Below are 21,340 nucleotides of genomic sequence, written 5' to 3' on the forward strand. Positions count from 1 at the left end.
ATTCAATGCAAAAATCAAGGCATTCAGGGCTCAGTTCAGAGGTGTCACCAACATTGAATTCTTCCTGTTCAGACTATCAAATATCTATGCTTAAAATAACCAGCTCCCCAGCTATTCCGGCTGATCCACCAAACCTGCCAGGTTTTCCTGTTGGGAGCAAGAAATACACAGCTGTTTCAACAATACCCGAAGATGCAAACCTGGCAGGTTTTTCTGTTCCAAAAGAAAACCGTGTGTGTACCAAACCTGCCAGGTTTTCCTGTTGGGAGCAAGAAATACACAGCTGTTTTACAAAACCCAAAGACGCAAACCTGGCAGGTTTTTCTGTTCCAAATGAAAACCGTGGGTGCGCTAAACCTGCCAGGTTTTCCTGTTGAGAGCAAGAAATACACAGCTGTTTCAACAATACCCAAAGATGCAAACCTGGCAGGTTTTTCTGTTCCAAATGAAAACCGTGTGTGCGCTAAACCTGCCAGGTTTTCCTGTTGGGAGCAAGAAATATACAACTATTTCAACAATACCCGAAGATGCAAACCTGGCAGGTTTTTCTGTTCCAAATGAAAACCGTGTGTGCGCTAAACCTGCCAGGTTTTCCTGTTGGGAGCGGGAAATAAAGAGCTGTTTTACAGTACCCGAAGACGCAAACCTGGCAGGTTTTTCTGTTCCAAATGAAAACCGTGGGTGCGCTAAACCTGCCAGGTTTTCCTGTTGGGAGCAAGAAATATACAACTATTTCAATAATACCCGAAGACGCAAACCTGGCAGGTTTTTCTGTTCCAAATGAAAACCGTGTGTGCGCTAAACCTGCCAGGTTTTCCTGTTGGGAGCAAGAAATACACAGCTGTTTCAACAATACCCAAAGATGCAAACCTGGCAGGTTTTTCTGTTCCAAAAGAAAACCGTGTGTGTACCAAACCTGCCAGGTTTTCCTGTTGGGAGCAAGAAACACACAGCTGTTTCAACAATACCCGAAGATGCAAACCTGGCAGGTTTTTCTATTACGATTTACAAAGCACATTGATTGATGCAGCTTCTGAAGAAGCAGCATAACGGAAAATCTGAAATCCAAAGTCAAAATTCTGAAATCTGAGATTTAAAAACCTAAGCCCAGACCTACTGAAGACTATTCTGATATCTTCCAGCTACTGGTTGTTAACAAGAAAAACCCTAAACCGCAAAAACACAGCCCATCTAGTTGAGATTCACATCCGAGTTTTGGAACTCGCTTTTATCCAGTTTAATTTTTGAGTTTCTGTAGGCTCTCAATCTTCGGATCTCCAACACCTTAGGCTGAAGAAGTACTCTTTTCTTCAAATATCGAACAGTGACGGCATCAAGCCTGTAGCCCAGAACCATAGAGATCCCCACTATAATAGGCAGGACCAGATTATCTGAGAAATCCTTCAACAAAAACACAAGAATGATAACAGCAAACTGCAATGTCCCCAGTAGTAAGGCCACCTGATTGTGTTTTAGTCCTATTCTCATCAAAAAGTGATGGACATGGGATTTGTCCGGGGTCATAGGCCCCTTTCCTTGGGAAATCCGTCGGGCAAATACCCTCCCCATATCGTAGAGGGGATACATCATCAGTGCCACTCCCGCAGCAAAGGAGGGCTCAAACTTCCAGACATGGCCGGTAGGCAGGGCTAGATTGTATTCCATAAAGGCAAGGATCAATGATCCCAGTGTGAAGCCTAGTGTCAGGGAGCCCGTATCACCCATAAATATTTTAGCCGGATGCCAATTAAAGATCAAAAACGCCATCACAGCACCCAAAAAAGTAAAGCTCAGGATAGAAAAACTATAATACCCCTGATAATAGAACCAAACGCCAAGAAGTGTAAACACCATGGAGGCAATAGTCCCTGCCAGACCATCCAGCCCGTCTATTAAATTAAATGAATTGGTAAGTGCCAGTAGTGTAAAAGCGGAGAATACGTAACTGAAATACAGGTTAAACTCCCCTATTCCCAAAAAGCCATGAAAACCCCTGATCCTGATATCGGCAACCACTACCACAAGGATCACTGCGATGAGTTGGCCGAGGATTTTTCTGGATGCGCTGAGTTCTACCATATCATCCCGAAGACCAACGAAAAACATGATAGTAATCGCTCCCAATAGGTATGGTGTCTGCACACTGGGGAACTCCCATCCCCAGATTGCTGTGGAAATGGCCACAGCTACAAAGAAACCTATGCCGCCCATGGAGGGGATTCTATCCCGGTGGATTTTTCTTCCACCGGGAATATCTGATATCTGATAGCGCTGAAAAACGCTGATCAATACAGGGAAAAACATGATTCCTATCACAAGGGAGGACAAAAGAGCAAAAAAGAATGTCATAAGGGTTGGCATAGTGTTATAGTGTTCAAATGCAATACGAAGCATTAACTAATAACGCTACAACTATAACAGTATTTATTCAATATATGGCAAGATTTATGCCCTGAATTATGAAAATATTTCTAAAAACTTTCAATCCACTGTAAAATGCGAAATTAGATATTTACAAATAAACAGCATTTCTTTTTGAAGAATCATCAAATAATCCGACCTTTACTTATCCCAAAATAGTCTAGTGCGATTTTTATTTAGACAAACCAACCACCACATGACCAACTATTTACGAAGCAAAATTGGGAATTTTGACCTTTATGTCAACCATAGGCAATTTATAGGAGATGGAAATGAATCAATTGTATCCCCAAAAATGAATTGGCTTAACCTTACTATCAAACGATGTATGGATCTTTTTTTCGCAATAGGATTTATGCTGGTAATTGGATGGTGGCTATTTCCTATCATTGCAATTTTAATTAAGATGGATTCTCCCGGACCTGTCTTTTTTAAGCAGGTAAGGGAGGGTGTAAACAACCGCACGTTCAACTGTTACAAGTTCAGATCCATGGTGGTAAACAAAGACGCGGATCTGAAAATGGCAACTAAAGATGATCCCAGAATCACGAGAGTTGGCCGTTTTTTGAGAAAATCCAGTTTAGATGAACTTCCACAGATTTTGAATGTAATTTATGGAAATATGTCTATCGTGGGGCCTAGACCTCATATTCTTGTTCAAAACGAACAACATTCCTTGGAAATAGATGGTTATAGGAATAGACATCTAGTCAAACCGGGAATTACCGGACTAGCACAAGCTCGGGGGTACAGAGGAGAAATCCATGAATTTAACTCAATGTATTTCCGTTATAAGCTTGACATGTATTATATCAAAACTTGGAGTCCTAAGTTAGATTTGAAAATCATATGGATGACCGCCAAGTCCATCACCGGCCACGAAAATGCATATTGATCAGGATATAATTTCTTTTCTGTGATTATCCGCAATGATGCCAGTAACCCTATTCTCTTTGCTTTACTGGACGGAAGACCGAAGTGGCCTTGACGCTGGTGTTTTCCGAATCCTATGATGCTTTTATTGTTTTACTGGCAGAAAAGCGGATATACATATTCTTTTTAAAACCAACGGGGAGGGCAAAAGCTTTCCCCTTCTTTTTTCAATTAAAAAAAATAGCTATTCCGTAGAGATAGGTTATCCCTAGGTTGCACCGGGGGTTAATGAAAACGTGCACTAAACCTGCCAGGTTTTTCTGTTGGGAGCAAGAAATACACAACTGTTTCAACAAGACCCGAAGACGCAAACCTGGCAGGTTTTTCTGTTCCAAATGAAAACCGTGGGTGTACCAAACCTGCCAGGTTTTCCTGTTGGGAGCAAGAAATACACAGCTGTTTCAACAATACCCAAAGGCGCAAACCTGGCAGGTTTTTATGTTCCAAATGAAAACCGTGTATGCGCTAAACCTACCAGGTTTTCCTGTTGGGAGCAAGAAATACACAGCTGTTTCAACAATACCCGAAGACGCAAACCTGGCAGGTTTTTCTGTTCCAAATGAAAACCGTGTGTGCGCTAAACCTGCCAGGTTTTTCTGTTGGGAGCAAGAAATACACAGCTGTTTCAACAAGACCCGAAGACGCAAACCTGGCAGGTTTTTCTGTTCCAAAAGAAAACCGTGTGTGTACCAAACCTGCCAGGTTTTTCTGTTGGGAGCGGGAAATAAAGAGCTGTTTTACAGTACCCGAAGACGCAAACCTGGCAGGTTTTTCTGTTCCAAATGAAAACCGTGTGTGCGCTAAACCTACCAGGTTTTCCTGTTGGGGCAAGAAATACACAGCTGTTTCAACAAGACCCGAAGACGCAAACCTGGCAGGTTTTTCTGTTCCAAATGAAAACCGTGTGTGCGCTAAACCTGCCAGGTTTTCCTGTTGGGAGCAAGAAATACACAGCTGTTTCAACAAAACCCAAGGACACAAACCTGACAGGTTTTTCACAAAAACACACCTTTCATTTACATTTAGGTTAATTATATCTTAAGAGTAGATGTATTTTATTGCAAATTTCACAAAAAATAAAGATTTTTATTAAACCCAAGATAATCGGAACCCACTACGATATTTTTCACTTCTTGAGATTCCAAAACTTATGAGAACAAATTATTTACTCGAAAAATTCACATCCGCTGAACTGTACCTAGAATCCAGTGACCTTTTCAGTGAAAAAAATGAATCAATTGTGTCAGAGGGCTTAAACTGGATCAATTTAACCATCAAGCGTTCTATTGATCTAATTTGCTCAATCCTGTTTATGCTCGTTGTAGGCTGGTGGTTATTTCCAATCATCGCACTGTTGATTAAGCTGGATTCACCCGGTCCTGTGTTCTTTATACAGGAAAGAGAAGGGCTTTACAATTCACGGTTTAAATGCTACAAGTTTAGATCCATGGTAGTCAACGATGAAGCCCATCTAAAGATGGCAACAAGGAATGATCCCAGGGTAACACGGGTTGGCCGCATTCTGAGAAAGACCAGTCTGGATGAACTGCCGCAGATCCTCAATGTAATCTATGGAGATATGTCAATCGTTGGCCCTAGACCTCATATTATAGTTCAAAACGATGCCCATTCCCGGGAAATCGAAGGCTTTAAAAACCGTCATCTAGTAAAACCTGGAATTACAGGTTTAGCCCAGGCAAGGGGCTACAGAGGGGAAACCAGTGCTTCCAATTCCATTTATTTCAGGTATAAGCTTGATATGTATTATATCAAAACCTGGAACCCTCTCTTGGACATAAAAATCATTTGGATGACTGCAAAATCACTCCTGAGCCACGAAAATGCATTTTAAAATCATAGCATCATCTGGAGCCATGCCAGTAGCAATATTTCTTTGTTTCTGGTTAGATGACCAATGATGCCTTCCCTGTAGATAGGGGTGAACTCTAAGCTGCCTGCGTGATAAAACCCGCCAAAGCCATTGACACTGTAGTCTTTTTACCGGTAAAATTCTGACATATATTTAAACCTAAAATAACCAATAAGGGGAAGCACCTGCTTCCCCTTGTTTTTATGATTAAAGTACGCTGAGCCCATTACGGGGCTTTGTTTATTAAATCAGCCCATTTTATCAGTGTCTGGAATAATCATCCTCTACCCGTACAATGTCCTCTTCATTGGAAGGGTTTTCCGGATCTGCGTGTATCCATATTTCAGCTACAATCCCCCAATTATCAAGGCCTACCAAGCGATGACGTTCGCCCTGCTGTAAGGAAACAGACCGACCTATCTCCATTTCCAGTACTTCGCCCTGCTCATCATTTTCACTTCGTACAATTCCAGCTTCCCCTTCTATCAGTTTCCAAAGTTCAGCTCTTCGAAAATGATATTGCCAGGAAAGCCGTGATCCAGGCGCTACCAATAAGAACTTGGGGCTCAATTTCTGGTTCAATTGACTTTCTGAAAGCTCAATCTCCCCGAAAAAACTATGTCTGAAATCCAAAATCTGGTTTTCATCAATGACAAAAAAACCACCCCAGGGCCTATTTTCATCAACTTTGGAAACACGAAACCCTCTTTCGTACAAAAAGTCCCTGACTTTCTGAAATATTTCCTTTTTGCTTAATTCAGATCCAGTATCTATCAATTGCATGGTTGTTAAGATTGTTTGGGTCAAGATACTTTTTTTTACAGAAAACTACATAATTCAGTATATATAAGTCCTTATTATGTAAATAATAAGCAGTTTGAAGACTGCATTATGAGGGGGCCAAGTCAGGAGAACCAGGTAAGTATAAGATACCTGCCAACTACCCACAAAAAAAGGGAAGCATTTGCCTCCCTTTAAAGGGTTTTGCTAATTGATTGTTAAGGTTACTGTCAGCTACATGACCAACTTGCGCTGGCTCAAGCCTGTCAAAAGCTTCTCTTCAAAACTTCCCAGCACTGCATCCTTGGCAAGAAAACGCAATGCGTATTCCCTTGCATTCGCTTTGATCTGTTCCGAATCCGTGCTATGCAGGCACTCGACAATCCCTTCATATAATGCCTCTACAGATCCTGGTTCAATGAGCACTCCCATATGATGTTCATGGACTACATCATAGAGGCTGGTACCTTCCACGGCCGTAATTAAAGCCAGTCCCCCGGCCGACAAAATACCCGTCAACTTGGAAGGCATGACCAAATCTGAGGCCTCTTTCTTTTGCAAGACCAAATGAACATCCGCGACAGCTAATAACCTGGAAAGATCCTCATAGGGCTGTAGCGGAAAAAACCGTACATTATCCAATCCCATCTTCACAGCGGCTTCTTCCAGTCGTTTCTTTGCCCCTCCATTTCCCACGATCACAAATTGAATGTCGGGCTGCTGTCTAAACTTTAACGCAACATCCAGTATTTGTTCCAGTCCCTGCTTTTCCCCCATGTTCCCAGAATACAGGATCACCTTATCCGTCAGGTCCAAGCCAAACCGTGATCTTAGGGATTCCTCCTTGGACAGCGGCGTGATGAAATTTATATCCACCCAGTTTGGAAACAACCATTGTTTTTCTTTGGCTATACCCTTCGAAGCTATCTTCCTTTCCATACCCAAGCTGATGGTACTGACCACGTCACTTTGGTCGAAATAGAATTTCTCAAAGGTAAACATCAAATTAATCAGCGCATTGCTCTTGAGTAGTTCCAGATCGTTTACCACATCCACCTGAAGATCCTGCACATGGCTGATCATCTTGCTCCCACGGAACCATTTTACCAAAAGAGGGTAGATAGTCAGGTGAAAAGGGGGATTCAAACAAATGACGTAATCAAATTTCTTTTTAAACAACAACTTTAACCAAACCGGAAAAATAGTCCCAAAGAATGAAATCTCATGCAGGACTTTTCTCAGCGCACTGGGATCTTGGGGAATGTACAGGGGACAGCGCTCCACGGTGACCCCGTCGATTATTTCCGTTTTCCAAGAATATCTGGGATAACCGTCAGCCAACTCCCATTGGGGATAGTAGGGATGTGCGGTGACCATGGTGACCTGATGGCCTTGACCTGCCAGGTAAGAACACATCTCACCGGTGTATTTCCCTATACCTGTAAGATCGGGAGCGTAATTAATTCCAAAGACTAGTATGCGCATTGGGAGGATTTAGCCACAGAGTTCACTGAGATAGCACAGAGATACACTGAGGAGGGGTTAAAATGTTAAGGGTTAAGGGTTAAGGGTTAAAGGTTAAAGGTTAAAGGTTAAGGGTTAAGGGCTTGTACTGAGTGACGGTTTAACATTTAACGGATTAACTTTTAACAGTATGTGGATAAAAAGTTAAAGGTTAAGGGTTAAAGGTTAAGGGTTTCTACTGAGCAGTGGATTAACGTTTAACACATTAACTTTTAACAGTACATGGGTTAAGGGCTTGTACTGAGCGACGGTTTAACATTTAACGGATTAACTTTTAACAGTAGATGGATTGATGGTTAAGGGTTAAAGGTTAAGGGTTTATACTAAGCGACGGTTTAACATTTAACGGATTAACTTTTAACAGTAGGTGGATTGATGGTTAAAGGTTAAAGGTTAAGGGTTTATACTGAGTGACGGTTTAACATTTAACGGATTAACTTTTAACAGTAGGTGGATAAAGGTTAAAGGTTAAAGGTTAAGGGTTTATACTGAGCAGTGTATTAACGTTTAACACATTAACTTTTAACAGTACATGGGTTAAGGGTTAAAGGTTAAGGGCTTGTACTGAGCGACGGTTTAACATTTAACGGATTAACTTTTAACAGTAGGTGGATAAAGGTTAAAGGTTAAAGGTTAAAGGTTAAAGGTTAAAGGTTAAGGGTTAAGGGTTAATGGTTAATGGTTTATACTGAGCGACGGTTTAACATATAACATACTCTTGAGTTCTCCGTGCCCCTCTGTGTAACTCTGTGAGCCAAACTCCGTGTTCCCAACTCACTTAAATAGGTAGATCAAATTCACCTGGGTGCTGGTGGAGAACACACTTCTATGACTTTGAAAGTCCATTTCCAGTTGGTTCCCAAGATTTTGGGACCAGTAATAGTTTGTAGCGTAAGTAAAGAGCATTCTTCCGGAAAAAACCAAATTTCCCCATTGATGGTCAACTACCGGCCCTGCGGTAAAGTCAATCCAGGGATCATAGCCGTTTTTCGCAAGATCAGCTGTATCATAGAAATCGGCAAATGGCGCACGCCTTTCGAGGTATATACCCAGTTTATTCAGCTTCTCCACTAGGGATACTTCGATCATCTGCACATTGGCGCCCATCCCTGCCCCTACTCCCATGGCCTGATCCCAGTTGGTAAAGCCACCGATGGTTCCGTTGGTATGCCATGGAGTGGTGCTATTTGCCCTGGTGATCCAGTTCACAGACTGAGCCTGCTGGGTCATTTCAGAGCGGATCTGTATCATCTTTTCACCATATACCGGAAATACCTTGTTCAAGCCTAGCAAGTAAGCCCTGGAATGTGCCGGGCTGATAATGAGATCCCGCATATTAAGCGCATGATCCCGTCGCCCAAATTCCCCATAAAACTCCAGTCCGGCTTTAGGGATTACCTGTCTGAAAAAGACCGTAATCTGCTGATCCCTGCCCCTGTCGGATTCACCTATCAAGTCAGATCCTACGGACTGCTTGGTAACCCCCCAGAATACTGGGAACACATCAATAAAATTTTTAGTATCAACCGAATCCCTAAAGGTTTGCACCGTACGGGTGGCCCCTATATGAAGGCCTTTAATCCATTTGGGTTGAATAGAAAAAGTCAATGCATTTAAATAACGATACCTATTCCTATGCTGTCCTCCAACAAGACTATTTAAATTGTCTTGCTGCAGAGGTGCATACTTCTTTGATTTTGGAAAACCAGAAATTAGTTGAAATTCAAAACTGCCAAAGAAGGTCTTCGCAGGTCTATGGGTACCGATAGTAGCATGCAAAAATCCCGGGGCATTATTAGAGAAAGTCAGCGCATTCCATTGCCCGGGACCCCACCAGAGATTCCGGGTGGAGATCCCGGCTTCAAAGGCACCTACTTTCCCTGCGATTTTTGATTGTCCGATCCCAATTCTTGAATAAGAACCGTCACCATAGGTTTCGGGCTGATCCCCACGTCTTAAGCCTTGGTAAAAAACAAAATTAACATTTTCTCCAATTAGCGGTTTATACCCCTCATAAGAGGAATTTTGGGCAATATTGATTTCAGGCTGGAAATCAATCTCAAAGAATTTATGGGTTACATAGGCGCCTGCTGATGCATACACTTGTCCTCCTTTGCCCGGTATCATTCCTTGAGGACTGAACCAGTACGGTCTTTCGGAATTATAAAATGTACTTAAGCGAACTGGGACCAAACCGATTTCTACTTTATTTTCATCAAGAGGCCTACTGAATTTAAGTCCATTACGCTGAACAAAACCGGACTGTATGGTACTGGAATCCGAAAAAGATGGAATAAGCTGCGTTCTTCGCTGATTCTCTTCTATTACAGGATAGCCTGTAGGCAGGCTTTGGGCATTTAGACCTCCTACTGCAGCTATAAGAGAAATAATAAGTATAATACGGCTAAGAGAATTTGGCATTGCTAAAGATAATTTCACTTCCACCTTAATCCAACATTTTTTGCAGGATTACCTCTAATAATTGAGTTATGGGGCACAGACTTAGTCACTACAGAACCAGCAGCCAACACAGTATCAATACCAATAGTGACACCTGGTCCTACAAATACTGAAGCTCCCACCCAAGACCCATCCATTAAATTAATTGGTCCATTTCTATAAGGCATAGCTGGATCACGGAAATCGTGATTTCCACCACATAGAAAAGCCCGTTGGCTCACACAAACATTATTGCCTATGATTAATGGCTCAAAGTTAAGCAGAAAAACTTCCTCCCCTATCCATACATGATTTCCAATTGATAACTTCCAAGGAAAATGAATATTTATTCGTGGTTTAAGAACCACTCCTGCGCCTACCTTAGCACCAAATACTTTCAATAAAAATACTTTAACATTACTGGGAAAAGGAAGCGCACTCAAAAAAAACACCATTTTTGTAAAATACCAGAGGATTTCTATGAGTTTACTTCTGCCCCGGTCTAATCCCGTTGGCCTAAAATCTGTGAGTTTTACTTTTGATTGCATTATAGTTCTTTGAATTATAAGCAAAGTCCTTCCTTGCTAATAAAAATTACGGTAAAAATGTATGCCATTAACATTTTATTGCCTCTTTAACTTTCTGCTATAGCATAATATCTATACCTATTTTCATCGCTAAACATCTTTTACTAAGTATATCACCAAATACTATTTTCGTAAAAAATTCTCAATTGTATATTATATTGAAAGCTAAATATAAAACGATTAATATTCTAGAGGAACAATGCAATCGCTAAACTGCATTACATAATCCATATTAGCACTATTATTAGTGATAAAACTGAAGAAATACCAAGCTAAACGGTTCATTAATAACTCTTTATACTTTCTTGAAAACGGAAACAAGCCACAAAAAATATACTGTTACAATACCTCAAAAAAATCTTTTACTTTGCTTACACCTCTGTCTAATCTAATTGAAGCTAACAAATCGGAAAGTTTTAGTTTTAATCACCTTTTAGTTATTAATCTCCAAACTTTTAAATCATCAAAATAAACTTGAAGTGATTTCTTATTTTTAAACATAAAATCACTTATCTCATCTGAGGTGTATAGCTTCATTGGACTCCAAAAATTATAACTTTGTTGGTTTTTATAATTTAAACTCTGAGTTGCACCTTTTAAATTAAAAATCACTTGCTTTTTCCCACCATCGGGTGTAACTGCCATATAAAACAAGCCATTTCTATTATCGCCTGCCTTAATATGATATTCAAACGTGAGCCACTTGCCATAAGGAATAATAAATTTTTTGTTAGACTTTTCCCACTCGGTTTTAAATATAGCGCCTGTACCTACGCTAGGGCGTTGTTTAGAATAAGTTACCGATTGGGCATCAACCTTAAAGTGAAGTGATTTGTTATCACCTTCAGCCTTTACAGCCCGAAGTGAAACTCTGTAAACGTTTGGGGTATTCCAGTCTTTGGGCGCACTGTTCCACCATTCTGCAAGAATTAGCCACGTAAAAGCATTTTGATATTGTGTTAAATATTCCATATCAGGACTGAAAAAAACACGAACTGTCTGCCTCATTTCTTTGAGGTTTGGAACAGATGAAAAACTTGCCTGCACCCGTTGACGCGCCTCTAAACCTTTAGAAGAAATGTTCATATCCAAAACATTGTTATTCTCATCCAATGGGTCACGAACTACTCTTGCGTAGCGATTTTCTTCATTTCCCTTTGAATACTGAAAACTTAAATATTGAGAGTTGGATAGACCATTACTTTTAATTCTGTTTAGGATCGTACTATTTTCCACACCTTCTTCAAAATCATTCTCATAGATAAGAGTCTTTACCTGAGTCAACGAAGCACAAGCACACAAAATAAAAATCAAGAAAATACTAAAATATTTCATTTTTAAAATTTCACTTTCTTTATTGAAGTTTACTACTCACATTTTCCAGCATAGCATTCTAATAAGTTTTCCTACGTCTTCGAATGCTGCAAATATCTTTCTAATGAATTTTATAGGAACTCCTACTACAACCACAGACGGCTCTACATTTATTATAACAAAAGAACCTGCCGCTACTACACTATCCGAACCAATCGCTAAATTTGAATCTATAAAAATTGCATTACTGCCCCACTACCATCCTCATATTTGTTTCAAACAAATCCAAAATTCCCAAATTTAATGGAGAAGGATAAGGAATAGGATTAAAAAAAAATCATCATAATCATTTAACAAGCTAATTCCTTTACTCCCTAGAATTACAACTTAAACTAATTAAAGGGTTAAAATATGAAAAACAGACACTATATAGATATTATTCTGAGGCATGTTTATCAATACGAATAGGTTTATTTCTAACATTTTTCAAAACAGGTCCATCAAGCATCAATAGATGAACTCTTTCATCTTCTTCTGTAGAAAATCTTTTTCGGATAAATTTAGCTGGCACACCACCGACAATAGAAAATGGCGGTATGTCTTTAGTGACAATAGAACCTGCAGCTATAATACTTCCATCTCCAATTGTAACACTTGCCATAATAATAGAATTAGCTCCAATCCAAACATCTCTTCCTATTGTTGTCCTACGCATCTTGGGTCTTCCAGAAAAAGTTGAAGGAATACCTACGAGATTAAAATTATGATCATCCCCAATTATTTGCACATTCTGCGCCAACATTGTGTACCGTCCGATGGACACGCCAGGGTAAATGAGTCCACCAGGACCTACGTAAGAGTATTCACCAGCTACTAAATCCTTACTTATCTTTGATTTCCCTCCTATGTTAAAAGTTGGATGAACATATTTCAGTCCGTACAAATAGCGTATTTTTAATCGTTTATAAAATCGATAAATATTAGCTAAAGTATCAATATTTTTAAAAACTGTTAGTATTCCCATAGAAATTTAGTCTTTTAAAAGAACAGATTCTATAACACTTTTTTGATAATATGGATTATAATGTGTATCGATAACTGAGAAACAAGCATTCATTATCTCTTTTGTTTTTACAGGATATTTTGTGAGCCAACAACAAACCGTTTCCGAGAGATTTTCTACACTACCATATTCAAATAAATTTCCAGTGACCCCTTTATGTATTGCTTCTACCTCCGGCATTTGAACATCCAAATTATTATGGGAAATTACAGGTACTCCATAGGACATTGCGTGCATAGCGGTAAGTCCCACTTCACCAGGAGTAACACATAAATCAGCATAAAGAAGCGCATTTGCAATTATTTCTTCATCATATATTGCACCTAAAAACTTAACATTTTCATCTAATCCTAATTCTTTAGCTTGTTCAACTAAATTTGACTTTTCCTCTCCTTCTCCAATCAGTAATATATTAAAAGGTAATTTTCCATCTTTCTGCTTTAAAAAATATTGAGCATCAATTAACATATCAATTCGTTTGACGAAATTTAACCTTCCAATAAATACAATAATAGGTATATCAGCAGAAGAGAAATAAGATAATCGATAATCCTTTAATTCCTTTTCATCGACCAGCTTTCGCAGTTTTAAACTTTTCTCATAGTCTAAAGAATTATAAATAACGTGCATTCGAAAGTCTGGCTTAACCTTATATCTTCTTAAAATTGATAAAGCCCTATTACCATAAAGAAAAAAACCAGTAGCCATTTTATAAAAAATATTTAATTTTAACCAGTCCACTTTTGTGGGTTTATCCTTATAAACTCCATGCATCCATAAATAAGCTTTTTTACCCCGCAACCGTACAACTGCGACTGCAAGCCAAGTTGTTATAAAATATGGAGATCCTAAAAAAATATACGAATCAAAATCCGATTTTAATGCTACGGAAATTAAACCAGACTGCCACAGGAATTTTTTATTCACTAACCAATGATTCTTTAAAAATTTCCATCGCAATCCTCCCTTTTCAATGGGTAAACTGGACAAATTACTATCAATTCTTTTTATGGGAATTTCACTCTCAACCCCTGAATACAACGTAAACTCAATTTTTTTGGAATGCATAAGTTCCAAAAAAATTGGCAATCGATACGAAGCAAAATAGTGATATATGATAGCAGTTTGATGCATTTAGTGAATATTTAAAAAACGTTTAAATCAAATTCATAAGGATTAATCCCTCCACGGTTTGTCATCAGATTATATGCAAAATAAAAGGATGCATAAACAAACACACTAAATCTCACCAAAATACGTCTTTTTCCATTAAATTGGTAAACATAGTACACTAATAATAATATTTCTAGCTGAAAACCATATAACACAAAACGACTAATAAGAGGTATCGATGTGTAAAGCAAGTTTGCAATTACTAAATTGAAAAACAAAATATTCTTAAAAAGGGAATATATTGTATCTTTCAAGTGATAAAAAATTAAAATGCAAAAAATATTCTTAGGAAGAATATATAAATATGCATTAAATTGATTAACAACGACATCTGCTTTATAGTCAGAATAATGAGCATATTTTTCAAAAGGCAACAAACTAATTAAATTTGTTATTGCAGAAGTTTGTGAGCTAAACAAACCAAAAAGAAAAGTACTAGCTAATACTGGAATTACAAATTTACGACTTATTCTTACCTTGGCCGCAATGAAAACAATGGGTAAGAGAAATAATGTAGAATAATGCACCACGCAAGCTACAATTCCACAAAATAATGCCTTGATATTTTTTTTACCATAATTAAAAAAACATAGTGCCAATACAATCCAAGCTATTGCAACACTTTGCTTAATGAGACTAAATGACAAAATATAACTGTATAACAAAAAATATATCAACATTGCAAATAATGGATCCGGAGTGTAATTTTTAAACACATAATACATCGGAAATACTGTTAATATGGCAATTACAAGCAACATGCCAGACCAACTATCATATAGCAGCATCATAGCGTAATTCAACACTAACCATCCCACGTCCCACTTAAATAAGTGCCCTATAAAAGTATCAAACCGAAGATCATATTCAAAACCTCTTTTATAACCAATATGATCAATGCCTACACTTTCTGCACGTAAAGCACTTATCAAAATAAGGATAGCAGCGACAATGAAAAGAAAAATTAAAGAGTTGCTTTTACCCTTTAAAAGATAAAACAGTAAAAGTAGAAATAACAAAAATAAATAAATACCCATTACTTACTTTTCAAAAATACTTACTAATCGTCTATTAAAAATAACTTTTTGGTCATGATTTACCTGCCGAAATTTAAATCTGCTTTTATCAATATCGTCATAAAGTATATCTAAATGTTCTTTTGAAATTTCATCATAAATTTGCTCTTGCATTCCAATACTATAAAATATATTTCTGATTTTAAGCGTTTTCAATTGATTAAATTCGAGAGCAATAGGTATGCATTCAAAAGCTTGCCCCAATAATAAAACATGCAAACGATTACTCAACAAAAAAATTTTGTCTTGATAATAGCTTCGATCTTCCCATTTCAAAACATTTTCCCTAAAATGTGTAAAAGGTGTTTTAAATTCGAAAAACAATTGTTGATTGAAATCTTTATCGCGCTCAACTTGATAAAAATAATCTATATCGATTTGCTTCTCAGTAAAATATTGCACGAATCTTTTTACTGATTCCTTAATTTTTTGGTTTGGCCCATCTCCCATATCCCGAAACGAAATTCCCACTCTGTTTCTTTCAACATCTTTTATTTCAACATCCATCATAAAGCACATATCAGGTGAATAATCCACATTTGATACACCAAGTTCTTTAAGTATATTAACATTTTTCTTGCTTCTCACATAAATACCCTGTAATACTCCACTATATAATTTAGCAATCGATTCATCGAATTTTGAAGCTAAAATAAAATCGTTCCCAATAAGAACCGATTTTGCGCCCTTTAGCTTCATTATAAAAAAGATAATATAAAACAGAAAAGCTCTTACTTTCTCATTTAGTGTTACTGAACCACCAAACGGCCCTGGACTCTTAAACACATAATCGAATTTGAATCTACTTGAAAATAGTGACAGGAAAAGTCCTTTTCCTTTTAGACTAATGTTGCTAACTTCTGACAATTCAGTTGAATTAGGATGTTCCAGAAGAACTGATTTAAATGTCTGAGGTACATTCTTAGTATCCAGATACACCTTGCCATATTTAGCCAATTCATCTACAAGACACTTGTTTATCAACAAGTCACCCATATTTTCGTATTGCGTAGCAACTATGTAGAGTATTTTTTTCATTTCTATATTAACTTAGATATAGCATTACTAAATTCAGAATAATTTCTTTCTGCATCAAAATTATCCTTCCAATGTTCCTTTACTTTCATATTATTTATTGATTTCTCTATCAAAACACTGTTCAAAGCATTAACCACATCTTCAATAATAGGGTTTTCCGATAACAGTATGCCAGTCTGCGTTACAACTATTTCACAGCTTCCTCCCACGTTTGTAGCAATTACAGGTATGCCGAACGACTGGGCCTCCATAATAGAAACAGGAATTCCCTCGGAAATACTCAAGTTTATAAATAAATCGGTTGGTTCCGTTGCATAATGCTCATAAATTTGACTATTAGCAACATTCCCTTTAAAATTGACAACCAGGTTTTCAGGCTTTATCGCTTGTGCTTTTTTCTTTATAGTTAGAAGTTCATCTCCATCACCAAAGTGTGTCCATACGATTTTTCTATAAGGAACAGTCTTAGCGAAAGCCACTACCGAATCTAAAATAAAACCAATTCGCTTCATTGGGTGAACACGGGAGACCGAAACAATGGTATGATTATTACCAATCGAATTTTTAGCTATCAATCCCCTATCATACACACCCAATTTGGAAACCTTTATATTGGATTTTTGTGAAGAGTACTTTCTTTCTAAATACTCCTTTCCATTCAATGATATCGAATAAATACAATCAGTTTGTTCTATAGTTTTTTGACGATATACCCAAAAAGGCAGGGTAGATTCCAACCCCTCATATATATCGTAACGATGTGCTCTAGAAATCACTTTAAAGCTCTTTCTCCTTTGTTTTTTAATTTCTGAAAATGCCAATGGTGCCTCATTGAACCAATAAGTATAAACTATACCCGCACTATCTATTTCCTCTAGATTTGAGAAAAAATCGTAATACGCTAAATAGGAAGAGATGTACTTAATTATCAATTTTAAATCACTAACAGTTTTTATTAATTTTAAATGGGAGAATATTGCTTTATATAAGGTAATAGAAAAAACAGTAACTACAGATCTTTTTATTTTATTCTTAAATACATATGCAAAATCATCAACAACTTTCACATTATTAGGCACGTGACGCTTGTAATCGGAAATTTCAGTTGGAAAAATAATTACTTCATCAAATTTCTGTGCAATATAATCTATTTCTGATTCTATAAAAGCTTCTGTCGTATAATAAGGATATCGCCTGGTAATAAAAATGATTTTTTTAGTCATTTCACTTGAGTTTGTAGAAATTAAGTTTACTTTTTAACGACCGTATGGATATAATAAAAGATTGTGCTTCCTTTTCACTTAATTTAAAAAAATGTAAAATATTAGCTAATGTTAGCCAAGAATAAAACCTCAACTTTAACTTCAAGTTTAACTCTTTTGGATTATAATTATTTTTAACAAAGTGTAAAAACTTTTTATAATATCCACTTCTCACCAAAATGATAAAGTTTGTAACCACCGTTCGTTGAAAATCATAATTAGAATTCAATATAACCGATTCAATACCTTCTCTATTTACTCTTTCTAAAATTTGTTCCCTTTGCTCATGTTTCCGGGATAATAACATTCGTAGTACAGAAATTCTACTATTTTTTTCGAAACTTTCCGGTTTAGCAGCCACACCATCTCCACGTTTAAACTGTTTATAATGAAGTGTATGTAAGATTTTACCTTTACCAATTCTCAAAAATCTAAGAAACAAATCCCAGTCCTGTGTATTTGTGAAAATTTTTTCATATCCACCCACTTGTTCATAGGTCGATTTTCTAAACATAGAGGCTCCATGCATTATCCTACAGTTTAATAAAAAATCCTCAATATCCAAATCTCCAGAAAATTCACTTTCTTCAATTTTAGCTAATGTATCCTCATCATACCTTTCAAATCTGGATGCAACAACAACATAATCAGGATTTTCGTCTAAAAACTTGCTCTGCTCTTGTATACGTTCAGGTGAAGAAATATCACCTGAACCGTGAATAGCAATATATTCACCTTGTGCTAAATCTACTGCCTTTCTTATAGTATTTGTAAAACCCATGTTTGCATGGGTTATTACACGTACCCTTGGATCAGTATAACTATTAAATTTCTCTACAGTATTATCGGAAGAGCCATCGTCTACGAGCAACAACTCGAAGTCCTTAAAAGTCTGGTTAAGAAGACTTTCAATAGATTGATCGACACAATATGATCTGTTGTAGTAAACTGTTATAATTGATACTTTTGGCTTCATCGCTTATATCACTCTTTGTTCAACTTCTAATTCTACCTGATGCAAATTGTAAACCCTCTTTTTTACTTCCTCAATAATTTCAAGTATATCGGATCCTGATGCATTATTAAAGTTAATAATAAAGCCACCGTGTTTTTCTGATATTTTTGCTCCGCCTATGGTAAACCCTTTCATCTGTAACTCATCTATCAATGCGCCTACGTAATAACCTGATGGTCGTTTGAAAACGCTTCCAGCATTTGGGAAATCCTTGGGTTGTTTTGCCCAGCGTTGCGCCTTTACTAATTCCATTTTTTCCCTAATCTCTGTTTTTCCCTTTCTCTGCAATTTGAGCCAGGCTTTTAGTACAATTTTATCAGTATTACGTTGAAAAAAACTGTTGCGATATTCAAAAGACATCTCTTCTTTAAATATTTCTTTTATTTGTAGGTCAGCCAAATCCAAATAGCGAACCTTTACCAACACATCTTTGATTTCCTCACCAGAAGCACCTGCATTCATCACTATTGCGCCACCAAGCGAACTTGGGATATCATAAAATATTTCAACCCCACTCAGCCCAACTTCAAGAGCCAATTGTGCCACATCCCACATCATTGCTCCTGCCTCAATTCCTAAAACATCGTCTTCAACTTCAACTTGATTAAAATTCCCATTAAAAAGCAACATGGGTTTCTCGTAATAGTCCTTTGAAAAAATAATATTGTGCCCGCTTCCTAATAATATAAAATCTTTATTCATTGTGAAAAAAGAAACTATATCCTCCTCGCATTCTGGGAAATAAGCAACTTTACAATTCGCTTTTATTTTATATGAGTTATAAGATGTAAGATCTAAATTTTCTGTTATTTTCATTATTTCTTTTTTGGAATAAGCTTATCTAACTTCGAAAAAATAACATTAAAATCACTTTTTCGAATGCCGAACAATTCCTTGGCAGGTACTTTCGTTTCTTTACAATAAAAATAAGCAAACAGAATAGCTGCCACACTGTAGCTTATAGAGGAGGCAAATGAAGCACCATTAGCCCCATAATCTTGGATCCACAGTAAATTAAGTACCACATTTAGAATTAATGCAGGAACCATTGCTTTCATAGAAATCCAAGGTTTTCCTTTTCCTGCTAAATCCATATTCATTACCTTAAAAACAGTCAATAATAAAACACCTGGTAATAAAATTTTTAAAACAGAAATACTATCGCGAAACGCTTCACCATACATAGTAAGTATTACAAAATTAGACAGGAAAAACAAAACCAAAGATGCCCCCCCAACTATAACCAAAGAAATCCGTAATAATTGTGCCACCTTAAGCGAGAACACATAGTCATCTTTTGCAGACGCACTTCGTGAAAAAATGATAGTACTTAATACCATGGGAATTTGCCAAAGATACTGAATTATTCCTGCTCCTTTTGAATAAATACCAAGCTCGTAAGAAGTACTCAACTTATCCAACAAAATAACATCTACCTTATAGTTTAGATTAATTATCAACAATGCTATGGCATAAACAATCCCCAAAGACAACATTGACTTTATGACTTTAAAATCATATTGTAAACTAAATGCTTTCAAAAATTCATTTTTAAAAAGCATAAACATTGCCATAAATAATTGTCCGCCTACTGCAGCAATCAATGCTCCCTGTACTCCTTGGTTGAATAATCCGACCAATATTAAAGAAACAACTAATACTATAAATGGCGGAACCCAATTTACTTTGTTGAATGATTGTAAGTCATTTCTGCCCAAGAAAATCCCAGAATTATAAGTAATAAACAAACTAAACGGTATAGGTAAAAGTGCCAAAATTACCCAAAGGAAATTTTCTCCCGACTTACTAAAATAGGTCATTAGAACAAAACAAACTATTAGCGAAACAATTGTCGTTAAACTCCAAATTTGAGTAATAGCTGTTTTTATTCTATCCTCGGAATAAATCTTTTTTCCTAAAAAATACGCTGTAGATTGCCGAATTCCTAAGGACCCAAACGACATAAACAATGAGGGATAAACAATAAGCCCTGCTATAATACCATTTCCCTCCGGCCCAATAAAGCGAGCAGTCACAATAGAAGTGGCAACACCAAAAAATATAATGGCTACATTTGAGGTGGCAACCCGGGCTAAATCCTTTATAAAAGAACTCATTGACCTTTTATTTTAAATGGGATGCCATATGCCACAGAGTTTGCGGGAACATCTTTGTTAATCAGAGAACTTGCTCCTATAACACTGTATTCTCCTATGGTTAATCCTCCTATAATTTTTGCACCCGCATAAATTTTCACATTGTCTTTAACAATAGGATATTCTAATTTTTCTCCTAGCTTTCCATGGCTTCCAAAAGTTACTTGCTGCCAAATCTTAACATTGTTTCCAATTATCACTCCATCACCAATAACAATACCAATAGCATGCGGAAAACGAACACATTTACCAATCTGCGCTTTATAAGAAATATCACATCCTCTTTTAGAAACAAGTTTATATTTATAATAAAGCGCAATCTGGCGAGAAAGAACAAATCTATTATAAAATAAATACTTACCAATTCTATGGTTTAGTAAAACCCGAAATCCTGCACTATAAAAATAGCAGCGTAGAAAAGTTTTAAACGACTTTTTCGGCAAATCGTCCTTTATAGCTTCTATGGTTTGTTTAAGTGTTATCATTAGTTTATAAGTGCGCCCAGTTGACAGCACGTAGCCAAAGTTGATAGATTGTAACAATTAGTTAGGAACTGATTTGAAGTAGTGTTTTTTTGGTTAAAAATGGCCAAGACCATTAGAATAACTTCTATTTTACTGATCTCACTTTCCTGATTAAGAAAGTATTGTGGCAGTTCATCCAAACGTGTAATAGAGAGGATACATACG

21 protein-coding genes are annotated in these 21,340 nt (G+C 37.0%); 6 read left to right on the top strand and 15 right to left on the bottom strand.

From position 1 onward, the window contains the following. Window positions 1-86: 86 nt before the first annotated feature. From LZF95_RS03295 to LZF95_RS03305, 3 genes are read left to right on the top strand one after another with little or no spacing between them, the layout of a single operon-like run. The gene (locus LZF95_RS03295) at window positions 87-377 is read left to right on the top strand and encodes a hypothetical protein (protein WP_233753561.1); all 291 of its coding nucleotides are present in this window, start codon (window positions 87-89) and stop codon (window positions 375-377) included. Window positions 378-415: 38 nt separating this feature from the next. Beyond that, a complete protein-coding gene (locus tag LZF95_RS03300; RefSeq protein ID WP_233753562.1) occupies window positions 416-784 on the top strand; it encodes a hypothetical protein in 369 nt (122 codons plus the stop codon). Window positions 785-789: 5 nt separating this feature from the next. Then, window positions 790-1,050 carry a hypothetical protein gene (locus tag LZF95_RS03305; RefSeq protein WP_233753563.1) on the top strand — a complete coding sequence of 87 codons (261 nt, stop codon included), beginning with the start codon at window positions 790-792 and terminating at the stop codon, window positions 1,048-1,050. 141 nt (window positions 1,051-1,191) lie between these two features. Here the strand turns inward: LZF95_RS03305 and LZF95_RS03310 are convergent, their stop codons facing one another. Next, entirely contained in the window at window positions 1,192-2,349 is a 1,158-nt protein-coding gene (locus LZF95_RS03310) for a glycosyltransferase family 4 protein (RefSeq protein WP_233753564.1), read from the bottom strand. Window positions 2,350-2,617: 268 nt separating this feature from the next. Between LZF95_RS03310 and LZF95_RS03315 the strand changes: the two genes are divergently transcribed. The 3 genes from LZF95_RS03315 (at window position 2,618) to LZF95_RS03325 (ending at window position 5,206) form a co-directional block, all read left to right on the top strand. Then, window positions 2,618-3,316, top strand: coding sequence for a sugar transferase (locus LZF95_RS03315; RefSeq protein WP_233753565.1), 699 nt, complete (start codon window positions 2,618-2,620; stop codon window positions 3,314-3,316). A gap of 606 nt (window positions 3,317-3,922) precedes the next feature. Continuing rightward, window positions 3,923-4,396 carry a hypothetical protein gene (locus tag LZF95_RS03320; protein WP_233753566.1) on the top strand — a complete coding sequence of 158 codons (474 nt, stop codon included), beginning with the start codon at window positions 3,923-3,925 and terminating at the stop codon, window positions 4,394-4,396. A gap of 108 nt (window positions 4,397-4,504) precedes the next feature. Next, complete coding sequence (locus LZF95_RS03325; protein ID WP_233753567.1) at window positions 4,505-5,206, top strand: sugar transferase; 702 nt, start codon at window positions 4,505-4,507, stop codon at window positions 5,204-5,206. Window positions 5,207-5,485: 279 nt separating this feature from the next. On the opposite strand, the gene LZF95_RS03330 is transcribed toward LZF95_RS03325, so the two are convergent. The 14 genes from LZF95_RS03330 to LZF95_RS03395 all read right to left on the bottom strand — a co-directional run bounded on the left by LZF95_RS03330 (window position 5,486) and on the right by LZF95_RS03395 (window position 21,136). Next, the gene (locus tag LZF95_RS03330; protein ID WP_233753568.1) at window positions 5,486-6,007 is read right to left on the bottom strand and encodes a phosphoheptose isomerase; all 522 of its coding nucleotides are present in this window, start codon (window positions 6,005-6,007) and stop codon (window positions 5,486-5,488) included. A gap of 231 nt (window positions 6,008-6,238) precedes the next feature. Next, entirely contained in the window at window positions 6,239-7,489 is a 1,251-nt protein-coding gene (locus LZF95_RS03335) for a WcaI family glycosyltransferase (RefSeq protein WP_233753569.1), read from the bottom strand. An 813-nt stretch (window positions 7,490-8,302) separates the two neighbouring features. Further along, window positions 8,303-9,949 (bottom strand): capsule assembly Wzi family protein, encoded by a 1,647-nt coding sequence (locus LZF95_RS03340; protein WP_233753570.1) that lies wholly within the window; start codon window positions 9,947-9,949, stop codon window positions 8,303-8,305. A gap of 14 nt (window positions 9,950-9,963) precedes the next feature. Then, a complete protein-coding gene (locus LZF95_RS03345; RefSeq protein ID WP_233753571.1) occupies window positions 9,964-10,515 on the bottom strand; it encodes a WcaF family extracellular polysaccharide biosynthesis acetyltransferase in 552 nt (183 codons plus the stop codon). 465 nt (window positions 10,516-10,980) lie between these two features. Continuing rightward, a complete protein-coding gene (locus LZF95_RS03350; RefSeq protein WP_233753572.1) occupies window positions 10,981-11,889 on the bottom strand; it encodes a hypothetical protein in 909 nt (302 codons plus the stop codon). A gap of 415 nt (window positions 11,890-12,304) precedes the next feature. Further along, entirely contained in the window at window positions 12,305-12,892 is a 588-nt protein-coding gene (locus tag LZF95_RS03355) for a CatB-related O-acetyltransferase (RefSeq protein WP_233753573.1), read from the bottom strand. Between the two features lie 6 nt (window positions 12,893-12,898). After that, the gene (locus LZF95_RS03360) at window positions 12,899-14,065 is read right to left on the bottom strand and encodes a glycosyltransferase (RefSeq protein WP_233753574.1); all 1,167 of its coding nucleotides are present in this window, start codon (window positions 14,063-14,065) and stop codon (window positions 12,899-12,901) included. Window positions 14,066-14,076: 11 nt separating this feature from the next. Beyond that, entirely contained in the window at window positions 14,077-15,141 is a 1,065-nt protein-coding gene (locus LZF95_RS03365; RefSeq protein ID WP_233753575.1) for an EpsG family protein, read from the bottom strand. Between the two features lie 3 nt (window positions 15,142-15,144). After that, a complete protein-coding gene (locus LZF95_RS03370; protein ID WP_233753576.1) occupies window positions 15,145-16,218 on the bottom strand; it encodes a polysaccharide pyruvyl transferase family protein in 1,074 nt (357 codons plus the stop codon). A 2-nt stretch (window positions 16,219-16,220) separates the two neighbouring features. Further along, window positions 16,221-17,441, bottom strand: coding sequence for a glycosyltransferase (locus LZF95_RS03375; RefSeq protein ID WP_233753577.1), 1,221 nt, complete (start codon window positions 17,439-17,441; stop codon window positions 16,221-16,223). A gap of 1 nt (window position 17,442) precedes the next feature. Then, window positions 17,443-18,456, bottom strand: a complete 1,014-nt coding sequence (locus LZF95_RS03380) for a glycosyltransferase (protein WP_233753578.1) — start codon at window positions 18,454-18,456, stop codon at window positions 17,443-17,445. Window positions 18,457-18,459: 3 nt separating this feature from the next. Continuing rightward, window positions 18,460-19,311, bottom strand: a complete 852-nt coding sequence (gene murB, locus LZF95_RS03385; protein WP_233753579.1) for a UDP-N-acetylmuramate dehydrogenase — start codon at window positions 19,309-19,311, stop codon at window positions 18,460-18,462. Further along, on the bottom strand, window positions 19,311-20,612 hold the full coding sequence (locus LZF95_RS03390) for a polysaccharide biosynthesis C-terminal domain-containing protein (protein WP_233753580.1): 1,302 nt from the start codon (window positions 20,610-20,612) through the stop codon (window positions 19,311-19,313). The genes murB and LZF95_RS03390 overlap by 1 nt, the downstream gene beginning before the upstream one ends. After that, window positions 20,609-21,136, bottom strand: coding sequence for a serine O-acetyltransferase (locus LZF95_RS03395; RefSeq protein WP_233753581.1), 528 nt, complete (start codon window positions 21,134-21,136; stop codon window positions 20,609-20,611). The genes LZF95_RS03390 and LZF95_RS03395 overlap by 4 nt, the downstream gene beginning before the upstream one ends. Between the last annotated feature and the right edge of the window lie 204 nt (window positions 21,137-21,340).

Origin of the sequence: Algoriphagus sp. AGSA1 (assembly GCF_021390545.1) — a bacterium.
Classification (GTDB): domain Bacteria; phylum Bacteroidota; class Bacteroidia; order Cytophagales; family Cyclobacteriaceae; genus Algoriphagus.

Bases quoted from the DNA above. Each gene is read 5' to 3' on its own strand.
- LZF95_RS03295 (WP_233753561.1), top strand. From the start codon at position 87: ATGCTTAAAATAACCAGCTCCCCAGCTATTCCGGCTGATCCACCAAAC.
- LZF95_RS03300 (WP_233753562.1), top strand. From the start codon at position 416: ATGCAAACCTGGCAGGTTTTTCTGTTCCAAATGAAAACCGTGTGTGCG.
- LZF95_RS03310 (WP_233753564.1), bottom strand. From the start codon at position 2,349: ATGACATTCTTTTTTGCTCTTTTGTCCTCCCTTGTGATAGGAATCATG.
- LZF95_RS03315 (WP_233753565.1), top strand. From the start codon at position 2,618: ATGACCAACTATTTACGAAGCAAAATTGGGAATTTTGACCTTTATGTC.
- LZF95_RS03325 (WP_233753567.1), top strand. From the start codon at position 4,505: ATGAGAACAAATTATTTACTCGAAAAATTCACATCCGCTGAACTGTAC.
- LZF95_RS03330 (WP_233753568.1), bottom strand. From the start codon at position 6,007: ATGCAATTGATAGATACTGGATCTGAATTAAGCAAAAAGGAAATATTT.
- LZF95_RS03335 (WP_233753569.1), bottom strand. From the start codon at position 7,489: ATGCGCATACTAGTCTTTGGAATTAATTACGCTCCCGATCTTACAGGT.
- LZF95_RS03340 (WP_233753570.1), bottom strand. From the start codon at position 9,949: ATGCCAAATTCTCTTAGCCGTATTATACTTATTATTTCTCTTATAGCT.
- LZF95_RS03345 (WP_233753571.1), bottom strand. From the start codon at position 10,515: ATGCAATCAAAAGTAAAACTCACAGATTTTAGGCCAACGGGATTAGAC.
- LZF95_RS03350 (WP_233753572.1), bottom strand. From the start codon at position 11,889: ATGAAATATTTTAGTATTTTCTTGATTTTTATTTTGTGTGCTTGTGCT.
- LZF95_RS03355 (WP_233753573.1), bottom strand. From the start codon at position 12,892: ATGGGAATACTAACAGTTTTTAAAAATATTGATACTTTAGCTAATATT.
- LZF95_RS03360 (WP_233753574.1), bottom strand. From the start codon at position 14,065: ATGCATCAAACTGCTATCATATATCACTATTTTGCTTCGTATCGATTG.
- LZF95_RS03365 (WP_233753575.1), bottom strand. From the start codon at position 15,141: ATGGGTATTTATTTATTTTTGTTATTTCTACTTTTACTGTTTTATCTT.
- LZF95_RS03370 (WP_233753576.1), bottom strand. From the start codon at position 16,218: ATGAAAAAAATACTCTACATAGTTGCTACGCAATACGAAAATATGGGT.
- LZF95_RS03375 (WP_233753577.1), bottom strand. From the start codon at position 17,441: ATGACTAAAAAAATCATTTTTATTACCAGGCGATATCCTTATTATACG.
- LZF95_RS03380 (WP_233753578.1), bottom strand. From the start codon at position 18,456: ATGAAGCCAAAAGTATCAATTATAACAGTTTACTACAACAGATCATAT.
- murB (WP_233753579.1), bottom strand. From the start codon at position 19,311: ATGAAAATAACAGAAAATTTAGATCTTACATCTTATAACTCATATAAA.
- LZF95_RS03390 (WP_233753580.1), bottom strand. From the start codon at position 20,612: ATGAGTTCTTTTATAAAGGATTTAGCCCGGGTTGCCACCTCAAATGTA.
- LZF95_RS03395 (WP_233753581.1), bottom strand. From the start codon at position 21,136: ATGATAACACTTAAACAAACCATAGAAGCTATAAAGGACGATTTGCCG.